The sequence below is a fragment of the Bradyrhizobium sp. 482_C4_N1_8 genome (genome assembly GCF_052075965.1).
In the GTDB taxonomy this organism is placed as follows: Bacteria; Pseudomonadota; Alphaproteobacteria; order Rhizobiales; family Xanthobacteraceae; genus Bradyrhizobium; species Bradyrhizobium barranii.
Map to the genome: position 1 here is coordinate 1,960,306 of NZ_CP197231.1, position 21,935 is coordinate 1,982,240.

16 protein-coding genes are annotated in these 21,935 nt (G+C 65.7%); 12 read left to right on the plus strand and 4 right to left on the minus strand.

What is annotated here, in order from left to right:
• The first annotated feature begins 66 nt into the window (after positions 1-66).
• The 10 genes from murC (at position 67) to ligA (ending at position 14,615) form a co-directional block, all read left to right on the plus strand.
• Positions 67-1,470, plus strand: coding sequence for a UDP-N-acetylmuramate--L-alanine ligase (gene murC, locus AB7Z56_RS09260; RefSeq protein ID WP_063986144.1), 1,404 nt, complete (start codon positions 67-69; stop codon positions 1,468-1,470).
• A 154-nt stretch (positions 1,471-1,624) separates the two neighbouring features.
• On the plus strand, positions 1,625-2,545 hold the full coding sequence (gene murB, locus AB7Z56_RS09265; RefSeq protein WP_063981540.1) for a UDP-N-acetylmuramate dehydrogenase: 921 nt from the start codon (positions 1,625-1,627) through the stop codon (positions 2,543-2,545).
• Positions 2,546-2,567: 22 nt separating this feature from the next.
• The gene (locus tag AB7Z56_RS09270; RefSeq protein WP_063981541.1) at positions 2,568-3,554 is read left to right on the plus strand and encodes a D-alanine--D-alanine ligase family protein; all 987 of its coding nucleotides are present in this window, start codon (positions 2,568-2,570) and stop codon (positions 3,552-3,554) included.
• Positions 3,555-3,904: 350 nt separating this feature from the next.
• Positions 3,905-4,933: a cell division protein FtsQ/DivIB gene (locus tag AB7Z56_RS09275; RefSeq protein ID WP_063981542.1), complete on the plus strand. Its 1,029-nt coding sequence runs from the start codon at positions 3,905-3,907 to the stop codon at positions 4,931-4,933.
• Positions 4,930-6,252, plus strand: a complete 1,323-nt coding sequence (gene ftsA / locus AB7Z56_RS09280) for a cell division protein FtsA (RefSeq protein WP_063981543.1) — start codon at positions 4,930-4,932, stop codon at positions 6,250-6,252. The genes AB7Z56_RS09275 and ftsA overlap by 4 nt, the downstream gene beginning before the upstream one ends.
• Before the next feature lie 87 nt (positions 6,253-6,339).
• Entirely contained in the window at positions 6,340-8,136 is a 1,797-nt protein-coding gene (gene ftsZ, locus AB7Z56_RS09285; RefSeq protein ID WP_063981544.1) for a cell division protein FtsZ, read from the plus strand.
• A 364-nt stretch (positions 8,137-8,500) separates the two neighbouring features.
• Positions 8,501-9,463 (plus strand): UDP-3-O-acyl-N-acetylglucosamine deacetylase, encoded by a 963-nt coding sequence (lpxC, locus tag AB7Z56_RS09290; protein ID WP_063981545.1) that lies wholly within the window; start codon positions 8,501-8,503, stop codon positions 9,461-9,463.
• Between the two features lie 262 nt (positions 9,464-9,725).
• A complete protein-coding gene (locus tag AB7Z56_RS09295; RefSeq protein ID WP_028147628.1) occupies positions 9,726-10,613 on the plus strand; it encodes an outer membrane protein assembly factor BamD in 888 nt (295 codons plus the stop codon).
• A gap of 23 nt (positions 10,614-10,636) precedes the next feature.
• Positions 10,637-12,307 (plus strand): DNA repair protein RecN, encoded by a 1,671-nt coding sequence (gene recN, locus AB7Z56_RS09300; RefSeq protein ID WP_063981546.1) that lies wholly within the window; start codon positions 10,637-10,639, stop codon positions 12,305-12,307.
• A gap of 154 nt (positions 12,308-12,461) precedes the next feature.
• Positions 12,462-14,615 carry an NAD-dependent DNA ligase LigA gene (ligA, locus tag AB7Z56_RS09305; RefSeq protein ID WP_063981547.1) on the plus strand — a complete coding sequence of 718 codons (2,154 nt, stop codon included), beginning with the start codon at positions 12,462-12,464 and terminating at the stop codon, positions 14,613-14,615.
• 162 nt (positions 14,616-14,777) lie between these two features.
• Here the strand turns inward: ligA and AB7Z56_RS09310 are convergent, their stop codons facing one another.
• Together AB7Z56_RS09310 and AB7Z56_RS09315 are read right to left on the minus strand one after the other, a co-directional pair.
• Positions 14,778-16,058 (minus strand): multidrug effflux MFS transporter, encoded by a 1,281-nt coding sequence (locus AB7Z56_RS09310; RefSeq protein ID WP_063981548.1) that lies wholly within the window; start codon positions 16,056-16,058, stop codon positions 14,778-14,780.
• Between the two features lie 335 nt (positions 16,059-16,393).
• Positions 16,394-18,223: an aminopeptidase P family protein gene (locus AB7Z56_RS09315; protein WP_063981549.1), complete on the minus strand. Its 1,830-nt coding sequence runs from the start codon at positions 18,221-18,223 to the stop codon at positions 16,394-16,396.
• 185 nt (positions 18,224-18,408) lie between these two features.
• On the opposite strand from AB7Z56_RS09315, the gene AB7Z56_RS09320 reads away from it, so the two are divergent.
• Positions 18,409-18,588 (plus strand): hypothetical protein, encoded by a 180-nt coding sequence (locus AB7Z56_RS09320; RefSeq protein WP_028147633.1) that lies wholly within the window; start codon positions 18,409-18,411, stop codon positions 18,586-18,588.
• 84 nt (positions 18,589-18,672) lie between these two features.
• On the opposite strand, the gene AB7Z56_RS09325 is transcribed toward AB7Z56_RS09320, so the two are convergent.
• Positions 18,673-19,560 (minus strand): 50S ribosomal protein L11 methyltransferase, encoded by an 888-nt coding sequence (locus tag AB7Z56_RS09325; protein ID WP_063981550.1) that lies wholly within the window; start codon positions 19,558-19,560, stop codon positions 18,673-18,675.
• 163 nt (positions 19,561-19,723) lie between these two features.
• Between AB7Z56_RS09325 and AB7Z56_RS09330 the strand changes: the two genes are divergently transcribed.
• Entirely contained in the window at positions 19,724-19,879 is a 156-nt protein-coding gene (locus AB7Z56_RS09330; protein ID WP_094183922.1) for a Flp family type IVb pilin, read from the plus strand.
• A 284-nt stretch (positions 19,880-20,163) separates the two neighbouring features.
• Here the strand turns inward: AB7Z56_RS09330 and AB7Z56_RS09335 are convergent, their stop codons facing one another.
• On the minus strand, positions 20,164-21,774 hold the full coding sequence (locus AB7Z56_RS09335; RefSeq protein WP_063981552.1) for a phytoene desaturase family protein: 1,611 nt from the start codon (positions 21,772-21,774) through the stop codon (positions 20,164-20,166).
• Positions 21,775-21,935: the final 161 nt, after the last annotated feature.

Consider the following 21,935-nt stretch of genomic DNA (forward strand, 5'->3'; position numbering starts at 1 on the left):
GCGGCTGATTTGGCCGTGACCTTCGCCAGATGCCGCCTTTCCGGCGGCGAGGTCAGGGAACAGAGCATGAGACTGCCGCGCGAGATCGGACCCATCCACTTCGTCGGGATCGGCGGGATCGGCATGAGCGGCATCGCCGAGGTGCTGGTCAATCTCGGCTATGTCGTGCAGGGCTCGGACGCCTCCGACAATTACAATCTCGACCGTCTGCGCAAGGCGGGCGCGAAGGTCTCGGTCGGCCACAAGGCCGAGAATGTCGACGGCGCTGCGGTCGTCGTCGTGTCCACCGCGATCAAGCGCGACAATCCGGAATTGATGGCGGCGCGCGAACGGCGCATTCCCGTGGTGCGCCGCGCCGAGATGCTGGCCGAGCTGATGCGGCTGAAGAGCTGCGTCGCGATTGCCGGCACCCATGGCAAGACCACCACGACCACGATGGTCGCAACGCTGCTCGATGCCGGCGGCCTCGATCCCACCGTGATCAATGGCGGCATCATCAATGCCTATGGCTCGAATGCGCGCCTCGGCGCCGGCGACTGGATGGTGGTCGAAGCGGACGAGAGCGATGGCACGTTCCTGAAGTTGCCGACCGATGTTGCGATCGTCACCAATGTCGACCCCGAGCATCTCGATCACTTCAAGACCTTCGAGGCGGTGCAGGACGCGTTCCGGCATTTCGTCGAGAACCTGCCGTTCTACGGCTTCGCCGTGATGTGCATCGACCATCCCGTCGTGCAGAGCCTCGTCGGCAAGATCGAGGATCGCCGCATCATCACCTACGGCGAGAATCCGCAGGCCGATGTGCGGTTGCTTGACCTCACTCCGATGGGGGGTGGCTCGAAGTTCAAGGTCGCGTTCCGCGATCGCAAGACCGGCGCCGTGCACGAGATCGCCGATCTCATGTTGCCGATGCCGGGACGCCACAACGCCTCGAACGCGACGGCCGCGATTGCGGTCGCGCGCGAGCTCGGCGTGTCGGACGAGGCGATCCGCAAGGCGATCGCAGGCTTCGGCGGCGTCAAGCGCCGCTTCACCAAGACCGGCGAGTGGAACGGTGTCACGGTGATCGACGATTACGGTCATCACCCCGTCGAGATCGCGGCAGTGCTGAAGGCGGCGCGGGAATCCAGCAACGGCAAGATCGTCGCCGTGGTGCAGCCGCATCGCTACACTCGCCTGCAATCGCTGTTCGAGGAATTCTGCACCTGCTTCAACGATGCGGATGCGGTGATCGTCGCCGACGTCTACGCCGCCGGCGAGACGCCGATCGACGGCATCGACCGCGACCATTTCGTCGCCGGCCTGCGCGCCCATGGCCACCGCGAGGTGATCGGCCTGCCGGCAGCGCCGGAGCTCGCAGGTATCGTCAAGGGCCTGGCGAAGCCGGGCGATCTCGTCGTGTGCCTTGGCGCCGGCAACATTACGCAATGGGCGTATGCGCTGCCCAACGAATTGAAGGCGTTGGGGTAGGCGCTCTCATGAGAGTCTCACAGACCGCCACACGGCACACTGCGCTCCCTCCCCCCTTGCGGGGGAGGGTTGGGGAGAGGGGTAAGCCCCGGGCGCTGGCGGACAACGTCACACGGCGCAATCTCAATCCAGCTCGCATGTCGGTCAGCGCACCATGAGCTTCCCGGACATCACGCCCGAACTCAAAGCCGCAATGCCGCAACTTCGCGGACGACTGCTCGCCAACCAGTCGCTCGCCGAGCTCACCTGGTTTCGCGTCGGTGGTCCCGCGCAGGTGCTGTTCACGCCGGCGGACGAGGACGATCTCGCTTACTTCCTCGCGCATCTTGCGTCCGACATTCCCGTCTATGTCGTCGGCGTCGGCTCCAACCTGATCGTGCGCGACGGTGGCATCGCGGGCGTGGTGATTCGGCTGGCGCCGCGCGCCTTTGGCGAGGCGAGCGCGAGCGGCGATGTCGTCACCGCTGGAACTGCCGCGCTCGACAAGCGCGTGGCGGAAGTGGCGGCCTCCGCCAATATCGGCGGGCTCGAATTCTATTTCGGCATTCCCGGCACCATCGGCGGTGCGCTGCGCATGAATGCGGGCGCCAATGGCGGCGAGACCAAGGACGTGTTGATCGAGGCGACCGGCGTTGCGAGGGACGGCAGCAAGCACGTGTTCTCGAACGCCGACATGAAGTTCGTCTACCGCAACAGCGGCGTCGACCCCTCCATCATCTTCACCTCCGCGCGCTTTCGCGGCGAGATCAGGGATACTGATACGATCCGCGCGCGCATGGCGGAGGTGCAGACCCACCGCGAGACCGCGCAGCCGATCCGCGAAAAGACCGGCGGCTCGACCTTCAAGAACCCGCCCGGCCATTCCGCCTGGAAGCTGGTCGACGCCGCCGGCTGCCGCGGCCTGCGCGTCGGCGGCGCGCAGGTCTCGGAGATGCACTGCAATTTCCTGATCAACACGGGCGATGCCACCGCGCACGACATCGAGACGCTGGGCGAGACCGTGCGCGAACGCGTGAAGGCAAACTCCGGAATTGAGCTACATTGGGAAATCAAGCGGATTGGAATTCCCGACTAACCTGGACAAGCGACGAGAGAACATGCGCATCACCATCCTCTTCGGCGGCTCCAACCGGGAGCGTCTGGTTTCGGTCGCCTCAGCCCAGGCGCTACATCAGGCGCTGCCCGAGGCCGATCTCTGGTGGTGGGACGTCGAGGACAAGGTGCATGTCGTGCAGTCGAAGCAACTGCTCGAACACGCCCGTCCGTTCGAGGACGAGTTCAAGCCCGGCACATCAGGCATTCCGCTGGGGCAGGCGCTCGACCAGGCCAAGACGGACGGCCGCGTGCTGGTGCTCGGCCTGCATGGCGGACGCGCGGAGAACGGCGAATTGCAGGTGATGTGCGAGGCGCGCGGCGTGCCTTTCACCGGATCGGGCTCGGCCTCCTCGCATCTCGCCTTCGACAAGATCGCGGCCAAGCATTTCGCCGCGCTCGGCGGCGTGACGCCGCCGGCCAACGTCGCGCTGGACAAGATCGACGAGGCCTTCACCGAATACGGCCGGCTGATCGCAAAGCCGGCGCGCGACGGCTCGAGCTATGGCCTGATCTTCGTCAACGCCAGGCAGGATCTCGTCGCCGTCCGCAATGCGGCGAAGCACGAAGACTATGTGATCGAGCCCTACATCGCGGGCGTCGAGGCAACCTGCGGCGTGCTGGAGCGCACCGACGGCTCGATCATGTCGCTGCCGCCGATCGAGATCATTCCGGGCGAGGGCAATTTCGACTACGCCGCAAAATATCTCCTGAAGTCGACCCAGGAGATCTGCCCCGGCCGTTTTGCGCCCGAGATCACCGCCGCGCTGAAGGAGCAGGCGATGCTGGCGCATCGCGCGATGTCCTGCACCGGCTATTCCCGCTCGGACTTCATCGTCTCCGACAGGGGCCTGATCTATCTCGAGACCAACACGCTGCCCGGGTTGACCAAGTCCTCGCTCTACCCCAAGGCGCTGAAAGCCGAAGGCATCGAGTTCGTCGACTTCCTGCGCGGCCTGGTCGAGCTCGCCGGGCGGGGCGTGAGAAAATAATTAGGACTGGTTAACGGCCGAACCGGCGAAATGGCCGGTTTTGGAACCCAAAACCGGTAAAATGCCGGACATCGCGGCATAAATGCCTCACATGCCTGGGCAAAACGCATCCCGCGTTAACGAAGTTTACCTTTTGTTTACCAGGACGTCCGAAGGTTAACGCTGGCGGCGCATATGACGCTTTGGCTGCCGGCGCGTGGGCTGTTGCGGGTGATGTCACCTCCAGCGAACGCTTTGAAGGGGAGAGGTTTTCTTCTTCTGAAGACCAGCACCCGGCCCGGCAAGTCCGAGACGTCATGTTCGCCAGGACCCGCGCGATGTCGCGGGCTAACTGTTGACGAGCTCGTGCAATGGATGGTGCAGGAAGCCTCACTCGGTCGTTTCTGAGATCGCTGAGGCCCCAAGCTGACCTGAAGGCGGCCGCTATCGGAGCGGTCGTGCTTCTGCGCGAGTGGGTACAGGATAAGCGCGACCAGAAGCGCGCTGTCGCCCAGAACAAGATCAGGTCCAAGACCAAGGCCAAGCCCGTCGTCGAGCGCGAGCCGCCGCCGCGCGTGGTCGCGCTGGTCGAGCGCTATGCGCCGCGCCGGATCGGGATCACCATGACCGTTCTGCTGCTGGTCGGAAGCTGCGGCTTCGGCATTGTCAGGGGCGGCCACCTCCAGGATTTCATCGCCGCAGTCAGCGACACCCGCAACGCGCTGGCCAATTCCGCGGGCTTCCGCATCACCTCCGTCGTGATCAACGGCCGCAAGCAGCTCAGCCAGGACGAGATCCTCGCGGTCGGCGGGGTCAGCGGCCGCTCCTCGCTGCTGTTCCTCGACGCCGACGTCGTGCGCGACAAGCTCAAGGCCAATCCCTGGATTGCGGATGCGACCGTGCTGAAGCTCTATCCGGGCCGGCTCATGATCGACATCACCGAGCGCCAGGCATTCGCGCTGTGGCAGGAGGCCGGCCGGCTCTCCGTCATCGCCGATGACGGCGCGGTGCTCGAGCCTTACGTCTCGCGCCGGTTCCTGTCGCTGCCGCTCGTGGTCGGCAAGGGCGCCGACACCCAGGCGCGCGATTTCCTGGCGCTGCTGGCGCGCTATCCGCAGATCAATTCGGTGACCAAGGCCGCGATCTATGTCGGCGAGCGGCGCTGGAATCTGAGGCTCAAGGATGGCCTCGACATCCGTCTGCCCGAGCAGGACGTCGGCAACGCCCTCGCGATGCTGTCCAGGCTCGACAAGGAGGACAAGCTGTTCTCCCGCGACATCGTCGCCGTCGACATGCGCCTGCCCGATCGCCTGGTGGTGCAGCTGTCCGACGACGCCGCCAAGGCGCGCGAGGACCTGTTCAAGGACAAGAAGAAAAAGAAGGCCGGGGACGCCGCATGACCGGTCTTGATCGCACCCAGACCCCGAAGACGCGCCCGATGCCGCACAAGCGCGGCGGCATCGTCGCCTGCCTCGATATCGGCACCAGCAAGATCGCCTGCATGATTGCGCGGCTGAGGCCGTCGGCGCCGAGCGAAGCCCTGCGCGACCGTACCCACGCGGTGGAGCTGATCGGTTACAGCCAGATCCAGTCGCGCGGCATGAAGGCCGGCGCAGTGGTCGATCTCGCCGAATGTGAGCAGGCGGTGCGCCAGGCCGTCGGGCTGGCGGAGAAAATGGCCAAGGTGCGGGTCGAGTCCGTGCTGCTGTCGGTCTCGGGCGGGCGCCTCTCCGGCCAGCTGGTCGAAGCCGCGGCCGACATCCGCGGTGGCGCCGTGACGCCGGCCGATGTCAGCCGCGTCACCTCCACCGGCATGCGCCACGCCACCGGCGAGGGCCGGACCGTGCTGCACGCGCTGCCGGTCGGCTACACGCTCGACGGCGTCAAGGGCATCCGCGATCCCCGCGGCATGGTCGCCCATCAGTTCGGTGTCGACATGAACGTCGTCACCTGCGAGGCCACCGTTGCCCGTAATCTGATGCTGGCGGTGGAGCGCTGCCACATCAATGTCGAAGCCATGGCGGCGAGCCCCTATGTGGCCGGCCTGTCGGTGCTGACCGACGACGAAGCCGATCTCGGCGCCGCCGTCGTCGAGATGGGCGCGGGCACCACCACCATCGCGGTCTATTCCGGCGGCCGCTTCGTGCATGCGGCGGGCTTTGCGGTCGGCGGGCAACACATCACGATGGATCTCGCGCGCGGACTCTCCGCGACCATTGCCGATGCCGAGCGAATCAAGACGTTATATGGGACCGTCATCACCGGCGGATCGGACTCGCGTGAGCTGATGTCTGTACCGACAGCCGGTGACGAGCAGGATCTGCCGCAGATCGTCTCCCGCGCGACCATCGCCAACATCGTCAAGCACCGTGCCGAGGAAGTCTTCGAAATGGTTCGGGACAAGCTGAAGGATTCGCCCTTCGCCTCAGAGCCCAACGGCCGCGTCGTGCTCTCCGGCGGCGCCTCGCAGCTCACCGGACTCGTCGAACTCGGCACACAGATTCTCGGCCGGCCCGTGCGGGTCGGACGTCCGCTCGGTTTCGGCCGGCTGCCCAACGAGGCGAAGAACGCCGCGTTCGCGGTGCCGGCCGGGCTCCTCGTCTACCCGCAATATGTTCATCACGAGCATGTCGAACCGCGGCATACGCGGCAGCAGGTCAAGACAGGGACGGGCGGTTATTTTGGAAAGGTCGGACGATGGCTACGCGAGGGCTTCTGATGAACCGGTTCCGCAACCTTCGCATTTCACCAACTCCCGCGGCCGCCGGCCGGGGCGAACCCACGCGCGCGTGATCGAGAGGCAAACATGACCATCAGCATCAATGTTCCTGATATTCACGAATTGAAGCCCCGGATCACCGTGTTCGGCGTCGGCGGCGCCGGTGGCAACGCCGTCAACAACATGATCACGGCGGGCCTCCAGGGCGTCGACTTCGTGGTCGCCAACACCGACGCGCAGGCGCTGACGATGTCGAAGGCGCAGCGCATCGTGCAGATGGGCACCGCGGTCACGCAAGGCCTCGGCGCGGGTTCGCAGCCGAACGTCGGCGCGGCGGCGGCGGAAGAGGTGATCGACGAACTGCGCGACCATCTCTCGGGCGCCAACATGGTGTTCGTCACCGCCGGCATGGGCGGCGGCACCGGCACCGGCGCTGCACCCGTCATCGCCAAGACCGCGCGCGACATGGGCATCCTCACCGTCGGCGTCGTGACCAAGCCGTTCCACTTCGAGGGCGGCCGCCGCATGCGCACCGCCGAGGCCGGCATCAACGAGCTGCACAAGGTCGTCGACACGCTCCTGATCATCCCGAACCAGAACCTGTTCCGGGTCGCCAACGAGAAGACCACCTTCGCCGACGCCTTCGCGATGGCCGACCAGGTGCTTTACTCCGGCGTTGCCTGCATCACCGACCTGATGGTCAAGGAAGGTCTGATCAACCTCGACTTCGCCGACGTTCGCGCCGTCATGCGCGAGATGGGCAAGGCGATGATGGGTACGGGCGAAGCTTCCGGTGACAAGCGCGCGCTGACCGCCGCTGAAGCCGCGATCGCCAACCCGCTGATCGACGATAGCTCGATGAAGGGCGCCAAGGGCCTCCTCATCTCGATCACCGGCGGCAAGGACCTCACCTTGTTCGAGGTTGACGAAGCCGCGACCCGCATCCGCGAGGAAGTCGATCAGGACGCCAACATCATCGTCGGCGCGACCTTCGACGAAGCGCTCGACGGCCTGATCCGCGTCTCGGTCGTCGCCACCGGCATCGAGCAGGCAACGATCGCCCGCAACACCCAGGCCACCAGCGCCCCGGTCGCGAACGCGGCGCCGCAGCAGATTCAACAGGTGCAGCAGGCTCCCGCTGCTCCGGCCGCCGCTGCCGAGAGCCGTCTCGCCGATCTGACCGCGCGTCTGCGCGCCGACAATCAGCGCATGGCCGAGCGCGCCCAGAAGCTGGAAGCCCAGATCCCGGCCGCCGCCCCGACCGCGCCGCGTCAGAATGTCGAGCGCGCCGCGCTTGCCGCCATCGCGGCTGCCGTTGCCGAGGTCCCGCAGGCGCCCGCGCCGATGCAGACCTATGGCGACGTCACGGTACGCCCGATCGCGCAGAAGCCGACGCTGTTTCCGGAGCCTGACATGGCCCCGGTCGCGATGCAGGAGCCGATGACGCCGGAAACCTTCATCCCGCCGCAGGCCGAGCGTGGGCCGGTCCGTGCACCGCGGATGCCGCGTATCGACGAACTGCCGATGCCGGCCCAGGCCGAGCTTCGCCAGGCCCGCGGCGAGGTTGAAGAAGAGACCCCGCAGAAGACCCGCCTGTCGTTGCTCCAGCGCCTCGCCAATGTCGGCCTCGGCCGCCGCGACGAGGAGAGTGAGGCGCCGGTCGCAGCCCGCACCGCCGGTCCCGCGATGCCGCCGCTGCCCGATCGCCGGCCCCAGAAGAGCGTGGCGCAGCAGATCGCGGCGAGCGAGCCGGTATCGGAGTATGCCCGCCGTCCTGCGCCTCAGGGCCTGGACATGCATGGCCGCCCGGCGCCTGTTGCGCCGGCGCCACAGGGTGACGACCATCTTGATATCCCGGCCTTCCTGAGGCGTCAGGCGACCTGAGGATTGTTACAATAAGGCCGACGAAAAAAGGTCCCGGCGGGAAGCTTGCCGGGACCTTTCCTTTGGTCCCGTGCATGCCCGGATTGCGGGATCAAACAACTGATTTTAAATCATTAATTACGCATTTGGTGGTTCAGTAAAACTGCCGATAACGGTCCCAAACTCCGGCGCAATTTGGTTAAGCCTTGGCGCGAATACGGCAGGTTTGGGGTAACAATCGGTAAAAAAGCGTGAGTTGGCGCTGTTTGAGGCTGTGACTATGGTTTGCCGTGACTTGGGGATACGGAGATTCGCAACCGTCGGCACTGGCCGGCCAAGCGGGCCTAGTATAAGTCGCAGTGGGTCGTAGTGGGGCGGATTCCTGATGAAATTTAGCCGGCAAACAACGCTTCGTGCGCAAGCCACCGTGGCCGGCGTTGGCGTTCATTCCGGGCTTCCCGTCACTCTCACGCTGGGGCCTGCGCCCGTCGATGCGGGGTTTGTTTTTGTCCGCACCGGCCTCGAGGGAAGTGACCGTGAGATTCAGGCGACCGCCGACCAGGTGATCGCGACCGACTTCGCCACCGTCCTCGGCGATCGTGACGGCCCGTTGGTTTCCACCGCCGAGCATGTGCTTGCCGCGCTGCGGGGCATGGGCGTCGACAACGCCACCATCGAGATCGACGGCCCTGAAGTGCCGATCATGGACGGCAGCGCCGCGGCCTTCATTGCCGCGATCGACCAGGCCGGCATCGTCAGCCAGCCGGCACAGCGCCGCTTCATTCAGGTCTTGAAGCCGATCTCGGCCAAGGTCGGTGACTCCTTCGGCGAGATCCGGCCCTACGCCAACGGGTTCCGCGTTGATATCGAGATCGACTTCACCAATCCCGTCATCGGCCAGCAGAGCTACGGCTTCGATCTGAGCCCGGAGCGCTTCCGCCGCGAAGTCGGCCGCGCCCGGACTTTCGGCCTGATGTGCGACGTCGCCCGGCTCTGGAGCGCGGGTTACGCACTCGGCGCCTCCTTCGACAATACCGTCGTGTTCGACGACGAGCGGCTGCTCAACACCGAGGGCCTGCGCTACGCCGACGAATGCGCCCGCCACAAGGTGCTGGACGTGATCGGCGACCTCGCGCTGGCCGGCCTGCCGCTGCTTGGCGCCTACCGCTCGGTGCGTGGCGGTCACAAGCTCAACCACGCTGTCCTGACCGCGCTGCTCGCCGACCGTACCGCCTGGCGGGTGGTCGAGGGCGAGGCCGTCCGCCGCACCACGCGTCCCGTGGGCGAAGTCGGTCGCGGCATCGTCGGCGGCCGGATCGCCGCGGCCTACGGGCCGGACGTGTCCTGACGAGACCTGTCGCCACTGGCGTTCTGTTGCCGCCTGCGTTTGGCGGCAGCTTTCCCCGGGAAACTCCTGGTAACGATGATCGGCTAGGATTGCGGCGCGTTCGCCTTAATCCGGGCGAAATGCCTGCCTATCCGGTTGGTTCGAGATCGTTTTTCGGTTACACGGCGTGGTCGCATGGCAGGCGCCACGGCTACATTTCGCGCCCATGACGGGGTTCATGGGCTGGCGGACACCGCATCACAGGGCGTCAGGGCTTAAATTCATGTCGGCACAGCGTATGACGCGCGGATATCTCTCGGTCTCGCCTGGAGTTCGCGGGCTGCTTCAAGCCGCCACCTTCGTGGTGCTCGCGCTGCCGCTGGCCGGCTGCGGCACCGGCGCGCTCTGGGACAAGTTCACCGCCAAGGACGACACCTTCACCGAGGAGCCCGCCGACAAGATCTATAATGAGGGCCTGTACCTCATGAACGAGAAGAAGGACATGAAGGGGGCGAACAAGAAGTTCGAAGAGGTCGACCGCCAGCATCCTTATTCCGACTGGGCCCGCAAATCGCTGCTGATGTCGGCCTATGCCTCCTACCAGGGCGGCGACTATGACGGCTGCATCGGCGCCGCGACCCGCTACGTCACGCTGCATCCCGGCAGCCCGGACGCGGCCTATGCACAGTACCTGATCGCCGCCTCCCACTATGACCAGATCCCGGACATCAGCCGCGACCAGGCCCGCACCGAGAAGGCGATCGCCGCGCTGGAAGAGGTGAACCGCAAATATCCGAACTCGGAATATGCGACCTCGGCCAAGGCCAAGATCGAGGGTGCGCGCGACCAGCTCGCCGGCAAGGAAATGAATGTCGGCCGCTATTACATGCAGAAGCGCGACTACACGGCGGCGATCAACCGCTACAAGGCCGTCGTCACGCAGTACCAGACCACCCGCCATGTCGAGGAGGCTCTGTTCCGGCTCACCGAGGCCTATATGACGATCGGCATCGTCGCCGAGGCGCAGACCGCAGCCGCGGTGCTTGGCCACAATTTTCCTGACAGCCGCTGGTACAAGGACGCCTATAATCTTGTAAAATCCGGGGGTCTCGAGCCGAGCGAGAATCAGGGTTCCTGGATGAGCAGGGCCTTCAAGAAGATAGGCCTATAGTCTCGGCTAGGAAATTTGATTCCATGCTGGCGCGTCTGTCGATCCGTGACATCGTCCTGATCGAGCGGCTCGATATCGAATTCGCCACCGGACTTGCGGTTTTGACCGGTGAGACCGGTGCGGGCAAATCCATCCTGCTCGATGCCTTTGCACTGGCGCTCGGCGGCCGCGGCGACGCCGGGCTCGTGCGCCATGGCGCGGAGCAGGGGCAGGTCACCGCCGTCTTCGATATCCCCAAAAATCACCCCGCGACGAAGATTCTGGCCGAGAACGGCCTGGATGATACCGGCGAGATGATTCTCCGCCGGGTGCAACTCGCCGACGGCCGCACCCGCGCTTTCATCAACGACCAGTCGATTAGCGTGCAGACGCTGAAGGCGGTCGGTGGCGCCCTGGTCGAGATCCACGGCCAGCATGACGAGCGTGCGCTGGTCGATGCTGCCACCCACCGTCGCCTGCTCGACGCCTTCGCAGGTCTCGAAAAGGACGTCACCGCGGTCGAAGCGCTCTGGGACGCGCGCCGTACGGCCAGCGCCGCGCTGGAAGAGCACCGCGCCGCCATGGAGCGCGCCGCGCGCGAGGCCGATTATCTGCGCCACGCCTCTGACGAGCTGAAGCAGCTCGCGCCCAAGGAAGGCGAGGAGACCTCGCTCGCCGGTCGCCGCACCACCATGATGCAGGGCGAGAAGATCGCCTCCGATTTGCGGGAGGCGCAGGAAGCCGTCGGCGGCAATCATTCGCCGGTCGCCTCCCTGTCGGCCGCCGTGCGCCGGCTGGAGCGGCGCGGTGTCAACTCGCCGGCGCTGGTCGAGCCCGCCGTGAAGGCGATCGACGTCGCGATCAACGCGCTGGAGGAAGCCGACCAGCATCTCCTGGCCGCGCTCGCCGCGACCGACTTCGATCCGGGTGAGCTCGAGCGCATCGAGGAGCGGCTGTTCGCGCTACGCGCCGCCTCGCGCAAATATTCGACGCCGGTCGATGGCCTCGCTGCGCTTGCCGCCAAATACGCTGCCGATGTCGTCCTGATCGATGCCGGTGCTTCGCGGTTGAAGAAGCTGGAGCAGGCGGCGATCGAGGCCGACGCGCGCTATGCCGCTGCCGCCAAGAAATTGTCGATGGCGCGGCAGAAGTCGGCGGACAAGCTCAACAAGGCGGTCAACGCCGAGCTCGCACCGCTCAAGCTCGAACGCGCCAAGTTCATGACGCAGGTCGAGACCGATGAGGCCGCGCCGGGCCCGCAGGGTTTCGACCGCGTCGAGTTCTGGGTGCAGACCAATCCCGGCACCAAGCCGGGTCCGATGATGAAGGTCGCTTCCGGCGGCGAGCTCTCGCGCTTCCTGCTGGCGCTCAAGGTCGTGCTGTCCGACCGTGGCTCGGCGCCGACGCTGGTGTTCGACGAAATCGACACCGGGGTCGGCGGTGCGGTCGCGGACGCCATCGGTGGGCGGCTCGCGCGGCTTGCCGGCAAGGTGCAGGTGATGGCCGTGACCCACGCCCCGCAGGTCGCCGCCCGTGCCGGCCAGCATCTGCTGATCTCCAAGGACGCCCTCGACAAGGGCAAGCGCGTCGCCACCCGCGTCAATGCGCTGGCCGCCGACCACCGCCGCGAGGAGATCGCCCGCATGCTCGCCGGCGCCGAGATCACGGCCGAGGCGAGGGCGGCCGCCGATCGGCTGCTCAAGGCGGCGAGTTAGACTTTGTGTCCCGGATGCGCGTAGCGCGAGCCGGGACACGGAATGCCGCCACACAGGCCCCGGCTCTGCAGCGCACGGCTCCGCGCTGCGCAGCGTCCGGGGCACGAGACCAACCGCCTTTACCCTCCCGCCCGCTCCGTCGTATCCAAGCACCATGGCAAGAGCAGCAAAATCCAAAGCAAGGCCGCTTCGCGACGTCGCCGACCTCACCAAGGCGCAGGCCAAGGTCGAGCACATGCGGCTCGCACTCGAACTCGAAGAGCACGACAGGCGCTACTATCAAGACGACGCGCCCACCGTGACCGACGCCGAGTACGACGAGTTGCGCCAGCGCTTCAACGCGATCGAAAAGCGCTTTCCGGATTTCGTCAGCGCGGAGTCGCCGTCCCAGAAAGTCGGCGCGGCACCGTCGGGTCGCTTCAGGAAAGTCCGGCATTCCGTTCCGATGCTGTCGCTCGACAACGCGTTTGCCGAAGAGGACGTCCGCGACTTCGTCGGCCGCATCGTGCGCTTCCTGAAGCTCGACGACGACAAGGTCGATTTCTCGGCCGAGCCGAAGATCGACGGCCTCTCGATGTCGCTGCGCTACGAGGGCGGCGAGCTCGTCACCGCGGCGACCCGCGGTGATGGCGCCGAAGGCGAGGACGTCACCGCCAACATCCGCACCCTCGAAGACGTGCCGCAGAAGCTGAAAGGCCGCAACGTCCCTGACATCTGCGAGGTGCGCGGCGAGGTCTACATGACCAAGAGGGCCTTCCTGACACTCAACAAGAAGCAGGTCGAGGCCGGCGAGGCGCCGTTCGCCAATCCGCGCAATTCGGCCGCAGGCTCGCTCCGGCAGAAGGACCCGACCATCACCGCCTCGCGCCCCCTGGGCTTCTTCGCCTATGCCTGGGGCGAGATGAGCGCGATGCCGGAGGGTACGCAGAGCGGCATGATCGGCTGGTTCGAGCGCTGCGGCTTCAAGACCAATCCGTTGACCAGGCTCTGTCATTCCGTTGAGGAGCTGCTCGCGTTCCATCATTCGATCGAGGAGCAGCGCGCAAAACTCGATTACGACATCGACGGCGTCGTCTACAAGGTCGACCGCATCGACTGGCAGGAACGGCTCGGCTTCGTCTCACGCACGCCGCGCTGGGGCATCGCGCACAAATTCCCGGCCGAGCGCGCCGTGACGGTGCTGCGCGACATCGAGATCCAGGTCGGCCGCACCGGCTCGTTCACGCCGGTCGGCAAGCTCGAACCGGTCGGCGTCGGCGGCGTGATCGTGCAGAACGTCACCCTGCACAACGAGGACTACATCAAGGGCATCGGCAACAAGGGTGAGGTGCTGCGCGAGGGGCGCGACATCAGGATCGGCGACACCGTCGTGATCCAGCGTGCCGGCGACGTCATCCCGCAGGTGGTCGACGTCGTCCTCGACAAGCGGCCGAAGACGGCCAAGGAATTCCATTTCCCGACGAAGTGCCCGTGCCCGCTGCACACCGACGTCACGCGCGAGGAAACGGCGGCCGGTGAAGAGGGCTCGCGCGCCCGCTGCACCGGCGAGTTCGCCTGTCCCTATCAGAAGATCGAGCACCTCAAACTGTTCGTGTCGCGGCGCGCCTTCGACATCGACGGTCTTGGCGAGAAGCAGCTCCAGTATTTCTTCGACGAGGAATGGGTGAAGGAGCCCGCCGACATCTTCACGCTGGAGAAGCGCAACGCGAAGCTGAAGCTCGAGGAGATCGAGGGCTACGGCGAAACGTCGGTGCGCAACCTGTTCGGCGCCATCGAGAGCCGGCGCAGAATCGCGCTGGAGCGCTTCGTCTTTGCGCTCGGGATGCGTCATGTCGGCGAGACCACGGCGCTGGCGCTCGCACGCGGCTATGGCTCGTGGGACGCTTTCCACGACGCCTGCCTCAAGGTCGCCAAGGGCGACGAGGAGGCGATGGCCGAGATGGACGCGCTGGACCAGATCGGCGACACCGTGATCAAGAGCATCGCCGACTATTTCGGCGAGAGCCACAATCGCGGCATCGTCGAACGGCTGACCAAGGAAGTCGAGATCATCGACGCCGAGAAGCCGAAGAGCAACTCCGCCGTCGCCGGCAAGACGGTGGTGTTCACGGGATCGCTGGAGAAGATGACGCGCGACGAAGCCAAGGCGACCGCGGAGCGTCTGGGGGCGAAGGTGTCAGGCTCGGTGTCGAAGAAGACCGATCTCGTCGTCGCCGGTCCCGGTGCGGGCTCCAAGCTCGCGGAAGCCAACAAGCACGGCGTCAAGGTGTTGACCGAGGACGAGTGGCTGACGCTGATCGGGGAGTGAGAGGGGCGCGCTCGTGCCACTCACTCCGCTGTCGTCGCCCGGCTTGACCGGGCGATCCAGTACTCCGAGACGGCTGTGATAGAACCGATGGGCCGCGGTGTACTGGATTCCCCGCTATCGCGGGGAATGACACCGAGATTGGTGCGAGGCCAATCGCCCCTCTCACATCATCCCCGTCTCTTCCTCTTCCGCCTGCTCGATCAACTCCTCGCTCACCACCACCTCGCGGCGAGGAACGACGAAGATCATCATGCAGGCGCAGAGCAGCGAGATCGCCAGCACCGCGGAGGTCAGCGGCAGCGTGGTGGCGGAGTGGCCGCCGAGATAGGCGCCGAATTGCGACATCAGCGCGCCGATGCCCTGCTGGAGGAAGCCCATCGCGCCTGATGCGGTGCCGGCGGCTTCAGGGCGGATGCTGATGGCGCCGGCGGCGGAGTTCGCCATCACGAAGGCATTGCCGACCATCACGATCATCTGCGTGCCGAATAGCCAGCTCGGAGCCTCGTTCCAGCCGGTGAAGCTCCAGAGCAGGTTCAACAGGCTGCCGCAGAGTTGCAGGCCGAGCCCGAACCAGATCAGCTTTTCCAGCGAGTGTCGCGGCGCGAAGCGCACGCAGAGCAGATTGCCGACGAGATATGCAAAACCTGTTGTCGCGAACCAGGCGCCATATTCGGCGCTGGTCCGGCCCATCTGCGTCACCACGATGTAGGGGCCGCCGCCGGCGAAGGTGAAGATAATCTGGGACGCCAGCACCTGGCACATCACGTAGCCGATGAAGGCGCGGCTCTTGATCAGGGTGCCGACGTCGCTGCGAAAGCCGCCGCTGCCGACCGCGCGATCGCGGCGGGTCTCGGGCAACGCGATCGCGATGCCGATTGCGACCGCGATCGCGGCGAAGGTGACGGCGTAGAAAATGGCCCGCCAGCCGAATGCGGTCTCGATCAGGCCGCCGGTGAGCGGTGAGACCATCTGGCCGATCATGAGCGCTGCGATTACGAGGCTGATCATGGAGGCGACGCGGTCGCGCTCGTAGATATCGCGGATGATGGCGCGGCTCACCACCATGCCGGAGGCGCCGCCGAGCGCCTGGAAGAAGCGCGCTGCGATCAGTTGCGGCAGGGTTTCGGCGAAGATGCAGGCGATGCTCGCCGCGACCATCAGCGCGAGGCCGCCAAGCAGCACCGGACGCCGGCCGAACCTGTCCGACAGCGGTCCCATGATGAGCTGCGACAGTGCGATGCCGACCATGTACAGGGACACCGTCATCTGCGCGATCGAGATGTCGCGGCCGAACGTCGTCGCCAGCACGGGCAGCGCCGGAACCAGGATATAGAGCGAGATCGGCGCGATCCCGGTCATGACGACCAGCAGCAGCAACACCACGCGCGAGGTCGCGATGTTTTTCGTCGCCGCGTCCGGCGGCCTGCTGATCATGCCGTGCATAGTCGTCCGTCTTTCGAAGTCGAATCGACTGTAGCGTGCTCACGCAAGACGGATATCGGCGTTTCGGAATGCGGCTATTCGGATTTCGGGACGGTTGTGATAACAGCGTGTGGAGACCGTTATCCTACGGGTGCGTGTGCTGAGATGTTGTGCGGTCGTGCCACATCTTCGGTGTCATTCCCCGCGAAGGCGGGGAATCCAGTATTCCAGAGGCCGTAGTGATTGAATCGAGAGGCTGCGGCGTACTGGATGCCCCGCCTTCGCGGGGCATGACAGCGAGTGTGAGGTGAGAGCGTTGCGCAAATCGCGTAGCGCCATGCATCTCCGGCGCGAGCTTACGCCTTCAGCTCGGCCGTCGCCTGATCGAGCCAGGCCTTCGTCGCTTCGTCCAGTGCCGGCCGCACCTCGGCGCGGACGCGCGCGTGGTAGGCATTGAGCCAGTCGAGCTCGTCCTTGCCCAGCATCGCGACATCGATCAGCCGGCGGTCGATCGGTGCCAGGGTCAGCGTCTCGAACGCGTTCATCGGTTTTTCCGCGCCCTCGATGTCGGCGGCGACCACCAGCTCGAGGTTCTCGATGCGGATGCCGAAGCCGTCGGTCTTGTAATAGCCGGGCTCGTTGGAGAGGATCATGCCGCGCTTCAGCGGCGTCGTGCCGAGCTTCGAGATCCGCGCGGGTCCTTCGTGCACACTGAGATAGCTGCCGACGCCGTGGCCGGTGCCGTGCTCGAAATCGACGCCGGCGGCCCAGAGATATTGCCGCGCCAGCGTGTCGAGCTGCGCGCCGGTGGTGCCGTCGGGAAACACCGCGCGCGCGATCGCGATGTGGCCGCGGAGCACGCGGGTGAAGCGGTCGCGCATCTCGCCGGTCGGCTCGCCCACGGCCATCGTGCGGGTGACGTCGGTGGTGCCGTCTTCATATTGCGCACCGGAATCGATCAGCAGCAGATCGCCCGGCGCGATGCGCCGGTTGCTCTTGCGGGTGACGCGGTAGTGCACGATGGCGCCGTTCGGACCGGTGCCTGATATGGTCGGGAACGAGACGTCCTTCAGCGCGCCGGTGTCGCGGCGGAACGTCTCGAGCGCCTCGACCGCGTCGATCTCGGTCAGCTTGCCGCTTGATGCCTCGCGATCGACGAAGGCGAGGAAGCGCGCCAGCGCCACGGCATCGCGGCGGTGCGCCGTCCGTGTGCCCTTGATCTCGGTCGCGTTCTTGACGGCCTTGAGCAGCGCAATCGGATCGCTGCCGCGCACCGGCTTGCCGCCGGCGCTTGCGATCAGCCGGCTGAGCGCGTCGGCCGCGGTGGCATTGTCGAGTGCGATCGCGGCGCCGCTCTTGGCGAGCGCCATCAGCGTCGGTGCCATCGCATCGGGCTCGCGCACGTCGGCGGACTGCTCCAGATGGTCGCGGGTCAAATTGGAGAGTTTTCGGTGGTCGATGAATACGGTCGGCCGGCCGTCCTTCGGCACCAGCGCGTAGGACAGCGGCAAAGGAGTATGGGCGACGTCGGCGCCGCGGATGTTGAAGGTCCAAGCCACGGCGTGGCTGTCGGAGAGCACCAGCGCGTCGACGCCGAGCTTGGCGATCTCGCTTTTGATTTGCGTGATCTTCTCGGCCTCGGCGACCCCGGCATTTTGCAGGCTGTGCACGGCGACCGGGGCCAGCGGCGGCTGCGGCCGGTCCTGCCAGATCGCGTCGACCGGGTTGCTGTCGACCGCGACCAGCTCGGCGCCGGCCTTGGCGCAGGCGGCGGCGAGGCGCTCGGCTGCCGAAGAAGTGTGCAGCCACGGATCAAATCCGAGGCGGTCGCCGGCTTTCAGGTGCGTCGATACCCAGCTCTCCGGCGGCGGATCGATCAGCGATTCCACCGCCCAGGCCTTTGCGTCGACCTGCTTGGCCGCCTGGATCGTGTAGCGGCCGTCGACGAAGATCGCGGCCTCATGCGTCAGCACCACCGCCAATCCTGCGGAACCGGTAAAGCCGGTCAGCCAGGCCAGCCGCTCTTCCGAGGGGGGCACATATTCGTTCTGCTGCTGATCGGCGCGCGGAACGACGAAGCCGGTCAGCTTGCGGCGGGCGAGTTCTTCACGGAGCGCGGCCAGGCGCGCCGTCAATGCGACGCCGGCCTCGGGCTCCTCGAATGTCTGGAAGTGTGCTTCGAACATGGCTCAGTTTAGGATCATGCCGATCAGTCCGCAATGTAGACGCATTTGGGGTCGCATCTGGCACGGACCGTGCTTGAAAATGGTCCATTCGAATTGAGTGGAGTAGAGGATGCAGCAGTTGCGCTTCGTCCGGATAACAGGGAAATTCGAGCGGGTGGTTCATCTCAACGGCGAGGGGACACACGATGCCAGCGTTCATGTTTGAGAAGATTTCGCCGCCGGCCCACCGCGCCCCGGCTGCAACGACACCGAAGAAGCCGCGCGGCCTCATCAGCCAGATGATCGACCGTTTCGCCGAGCGCCGCGCCAGGCGTGCCTTGCAGGGTAAGCGCGCGACACGTCGGGACGAGAAGCCGGCGGAGTAGGGCGGTGTCGTAGGGGGCACCGCCGTCGCTCTTCGAGCTATGGCGGACAAGCCGCTTTGCCCACCCTACGGCGCCTACGCTGCCTTACCCCATCTTCCGCAGCAACAAACTGCTCCACCCCTCGATCCGCACGTGCCGCAGCGGCACGAGGCCGCGTGCGCGGTAGGCGGCGATCACGGCGGGGGCCTGGTGGGTCAAGAGGCCCGAGAGGATGACGCGCGCGCCGGGCACGAGGTGCCGCGCCATCGGGCCGGCCAATTGCCTTAACGGATTGGCAAGGATGTTGGCCAGGACCAGGTCGAACGGGCCGCATCTGGCAAAGTCCGGTGCGGCAAATCCGGTCGCGCGGATCACCCGCACCTGGTTGCCGACGTGGTTCAGCGTCGCGTTCTCGGCCGCCACCCGCACCGATGGCGGGTCGATGTCGGAGGCGAGCACCGCGCGATGCAGCGCCTTCGCGGCGGCGATGCCCAGCACGCCGGTGCCGGTGCCGAGGTCGAGCAGATTCCTCGGCCGGGAACTCTTCAGGACGTGGTCAAGCAACAGTAAACAGCCGCGGGTGGTGCCGTGGTGGCCGGTGCCGAAGGCGAGCGCTGCCTCGATCTCGATGGCAAGCTTGTTCGGCGCGACGTGGTCGCGGTCGTGGCTGCCGTGCACGACGAAGCGCCCGGCCGGCACCGGGATGAGATCTTCGAGGCTCGCCTTGACCCAATCCTTGGCTTCGACAATGTCGAAGATGAGCGTTTCGGCGATCTCGTTTCCTGCCGAAGTTACAATGAGTTCCCGCAGCCATGCCTGATCGGGCGTCTCGGCGAAATGGAGCGTGACGTCCCACTGTCCGTCCGGCCGCTCAAAGGCGGCGACCGCCGCGTCGCCGTCAAAAAAGACCTCCGTGAGCACGTCGACGACGCGCTTGGCCGCGGCCTCGGTGCCGATCGAAAAGCAGGCGCGATGAGTGGGAGAAAGCTGCATTCTAGGGTTCCGTCAGTTCAATTTTTGGGACTTTTGTTCCCAATTTTCCGCATAACTTGCAGGTTCCGATTTAACCTGACTGCAGGTTGTACCCCGTACATTTCCGGGTGTTGGATTCAGCCAACGCATCTTGGAATTGAAACGGAGGCGAGTCTTGAAGAGCATGGTTTTGAAGTTCTGGTCGGACGAATCCGGTGCAACCGCGATCGAATACGGCCTGATCGCAGCGGGCATCGCGCTGGCGATCATCACCGTGGTGAACAGCCTGGGCACCAGCTTGAACGACAAGTTCGGTTCGATTAGCAGTTCCTTGAAGTAATTTCCGCCTCCCATTTCCTGGCGGGGGCTGTTTTTCTTTAGAGGCTGTTACCTGACGATCGCCCGCACGGGGAGTTGCCCCCGGCGGGCGAGGTCGTTTTGGGGGCACCGGAATGCCCACAGGCCCTCCACCCGTTTCCCCAAAGTTGTCCACGGCTTTATCCCGCCACTCATCCGCAGCTTTTGCACCGCCTTGTACGGGGCGCGCCGGGCCTGCCGCGCGCAGGCGACCCACTGCTTTCTCACAGCCTTGCCAACAGCCTGTCCACAGCCCTTTCCACAGACCTATCCACGGCTTCCGAACAGCGAGCGGTGATCCCTCAAGATCGCCTGTGCGGCGTTGTGGCCTGGGGCGCCGGTGACGCCGCCGCCGGGGTGAGCGCCGGAGCCGCAATGATAGAGGCCCTTCAGGGGACCGCGATAGTCGGCATGGCCCAGCATCGGCCGCGCCGAGAACAGCTGGTTCAGCGTCAGAGCGCCGTGGAAGATGTCGCCTCCCAGCAGGCCGAATTGCCGTTCGAGGTCGAGCGGGGAGAGGATCTGGCGGCCGAGCACGCTTGCCGCAAAGCCGGGTGCGTATTTGTCCACCGTCGCGATCATGAGATCGGCGACCTCCTCGCGATGGTCGTCCCAGGACTTTCCGTCGGGCAGTTCGGGCGCGACGTGTTGGCAGAACAGGCTCGCGACGTGTTTGCCCGTCGGTGCGAGCGTGTCGTCGAGCGTGGAGGGGATCAGCATTTCGACGACAGGCTCCCGGCTCCAGCCTAGCGCGCGCGCGTCGAGATAGGCGCGGTCCATGTAGCCGAGGCTTGGCGCCAGGATGATGCCGGAGGTGAGGTGATCGCCGTCGCCCGGGAGCGTGGTGAAGGAGGGCAGGCGGTCCAGCGCCACGTTCATGCGGAAGGTGCCGGAGCCGTTCTTCCAGTGCCGGATGCGCGCGAGGAAGTCCGGGGGCAGGGCGTCGGCCGCGATCAGCCGCGTATAGAGCAGCTTTGGATTGACGTTGGCCGCGACATATTTCGCGCGGATCGTCTCGCCGTTGTCCAGCACCACGCCGACGGCGCGGTCGCGCTCGACGATGATCTCGCGCACACCCGCATCCGTGTCGATCGTGACGCCGCGGCCCTGCGCGGCGCGCGCCATCGCCTGCGTGATCGCGCCCATGCCGCCGATGGCGTGGCCCCAAACGCCCTTCTTGCCGTTCACCTCGCCGAAGGCGTGGTGCAGCATCACATAGGCCGAGCCCGCCGCGTACGGACTGGCATAATTGCCGACGATGGCATCGAAGCCGAACAGCGCCTTGACCAGATCGTGCTCGAAGCGCTCGTCCAGCATCTCGCCGGCCGAGCGGGTGAAGAGATCGAGCAGGCTGCGGCTTTGCTCCAGCGTCAACCCACGCAGGATGTTGGCACTCTGGATCGCGTTCACCACTTCGCGGATCGCGTTCGTGCCAAAACCGTCGAGCAGGTTCGGCGGCGCACGCAGCACGAACTGCCGCAGCACGTCGGCGATGTCTTCCAGTTCGCGCGAGAACCCGTCGAGCGCGCTCGCGTCGCGCGTGCTCAGCCGCGCGACGGACTCCTTCGTCCGCCCCTCGCCGGTGAGCAGATAGCTGCCGTCGGGCGCGGGCAGAAAATTCTGGGCGCGCCGCTCGACGATCCGCAGGCCCTGTTCAGTGAGGCCCAAGTCGCGGATCACCTGCGGATTGAGCAGGCTCACCGTGTAGGCCGCGACCGAGTTGCGGAATCCGGGGTGAAACTCCTCCGTGACCGCGGCCCCGCCGACCACCTTGCGGCGCTCGACGACGCGCACGCGCAGGCCCGCCATCGCGAGATAGGCCGCGCAGGTGAGGCCGTTATGGCCAGCGCCGATGATGATGACGTCGGTTTCGCTCATGAAGGATTCAAAATGTTCCGCGGTCTTTCCGGGATGGTCCGAAGGACCAGACCCGGAATGACATCTGTATATCAAGCAATCGTCGCTGCAACATCACGAGACCCTTTATTGCCCGTTCATGCGCCCTGTGCTCCATTGCGCGCGTCCGGCGCCCGCCGGGG

Excerpts from the sequence above, each read along its gene's own strand:
- ftsZ (WP_063981544.1), top strand. The coding sequence starts at position 6,340 with ATGACCATCAGCATCAATGTTCCTGATATTCACGAATTGAAGCCCCGG.
- AB7Z56_RS09295 (WP_028147628.1), top strand. The coding sequence starts at position 9,726 with ATGTCGGCACAGCGTATGACGCGCGGATATCTCTCGGTCTCGCCTGGA.
- lpxC (WP_063981545.1), top strand. The coding sequence starts at position 8,501 with ATGAAATTTAGCCGGCAAACAACGCTTCGTGCGCAAGCCACCGTGGCC.
- AB7Z56_RS09275 (WP_063981542.1), top strand. The coding sequence starts at position 3,905 with ATGGATGGTGCAGGAAGCCTCACTCGGTCGTTTCTGAGATCGCTGAGG.
- ftsA (WP_063981543.1), top strand. The coding sequence starts at position 4,930 with ATGACCGGTCTTGATCGCACCCAGACCCCGAAGACGCGCCCGATGCCG.
- ligA (WP_063981547.1), top strand. The coding sequence starts at position 12,462 with ATGGCAAGAGCAGCAAAATCCAAAGCAAGGCCGCTTCGCGACGTCGCC.
- AB7Z56_RS09330 (WP_094183922.1), top strand. The coding sequence starts at position 19,724 with ATGGTTTTGAAGTTCTGGTCGGACGAATCCGGTGCAACCGCGATCGAA.
- AB7Z56_RS09335 (WP_063981552.1), bottom strand. The coding sequence starts at position 21,774 with ATGAGCGAAACCGACGTCATCATCATCGGCGCTGGCCATAACGGCCTC.
- AB7Z56_RS09320 (WP_028147633.1), top strand. The coding sequence starts at position 18,409 with ATGCCAGCGTTCATGTTTGAGAAGATTTCGCCGCCGGCCCACCGCGCC.
- AB7Z56_RS09270 (WP_063981541.1), top strand. The coding sequence starts at position 2,568 with ATGCGCATCACCATCCTCTTCGGCGGCTCCAACCGGGAGCGTCTGGTT.
- murC (WP_063986144.1), top strand. The coding sequence starts at position 67 with ATGAGACTGCCGCGCGAGATCGGACCCATCCACTTCGTCGGGATCGGC.
- AB7Z56_RS09310 (WP_063981548.1), bottom strand. The coding sequence starts at position 16,058 with ATGCACGGCATGATCAGCAGGCCGCCGGACGCGGCGACGAAAAACATC.
- recN (WP_063981546.1), top strand. The coding sequence starts at position 10,637 with ATGCTGGCGCGTCTGTCGATCCGTGACATCGTCCTGATCGAGCGGCTC.
- AB7Z56_RS09315 (WP_063981549.1), bottom strand. The coding sequence starts at position 18,223 with ATGTTCGAAGCACACTTCCAGACATTCGAGGAGCCCGAGGCCGGCGTC.
- murB (WP_063981540.1), top strand. The coding sequence starts at position 1,625 with ATGAGCTTCCCGGACATCACGCCCGAACTCAAAGCCGCAATGCCGCAA.
- AB7Z56_RS09325 (WP_063981550.1), bottom strand. The coding sequence starts at position 19,560 with ATGCAGCTTTCTCCCACTCATCGCGCCTGCTTTTCGATCGGCACCGAG.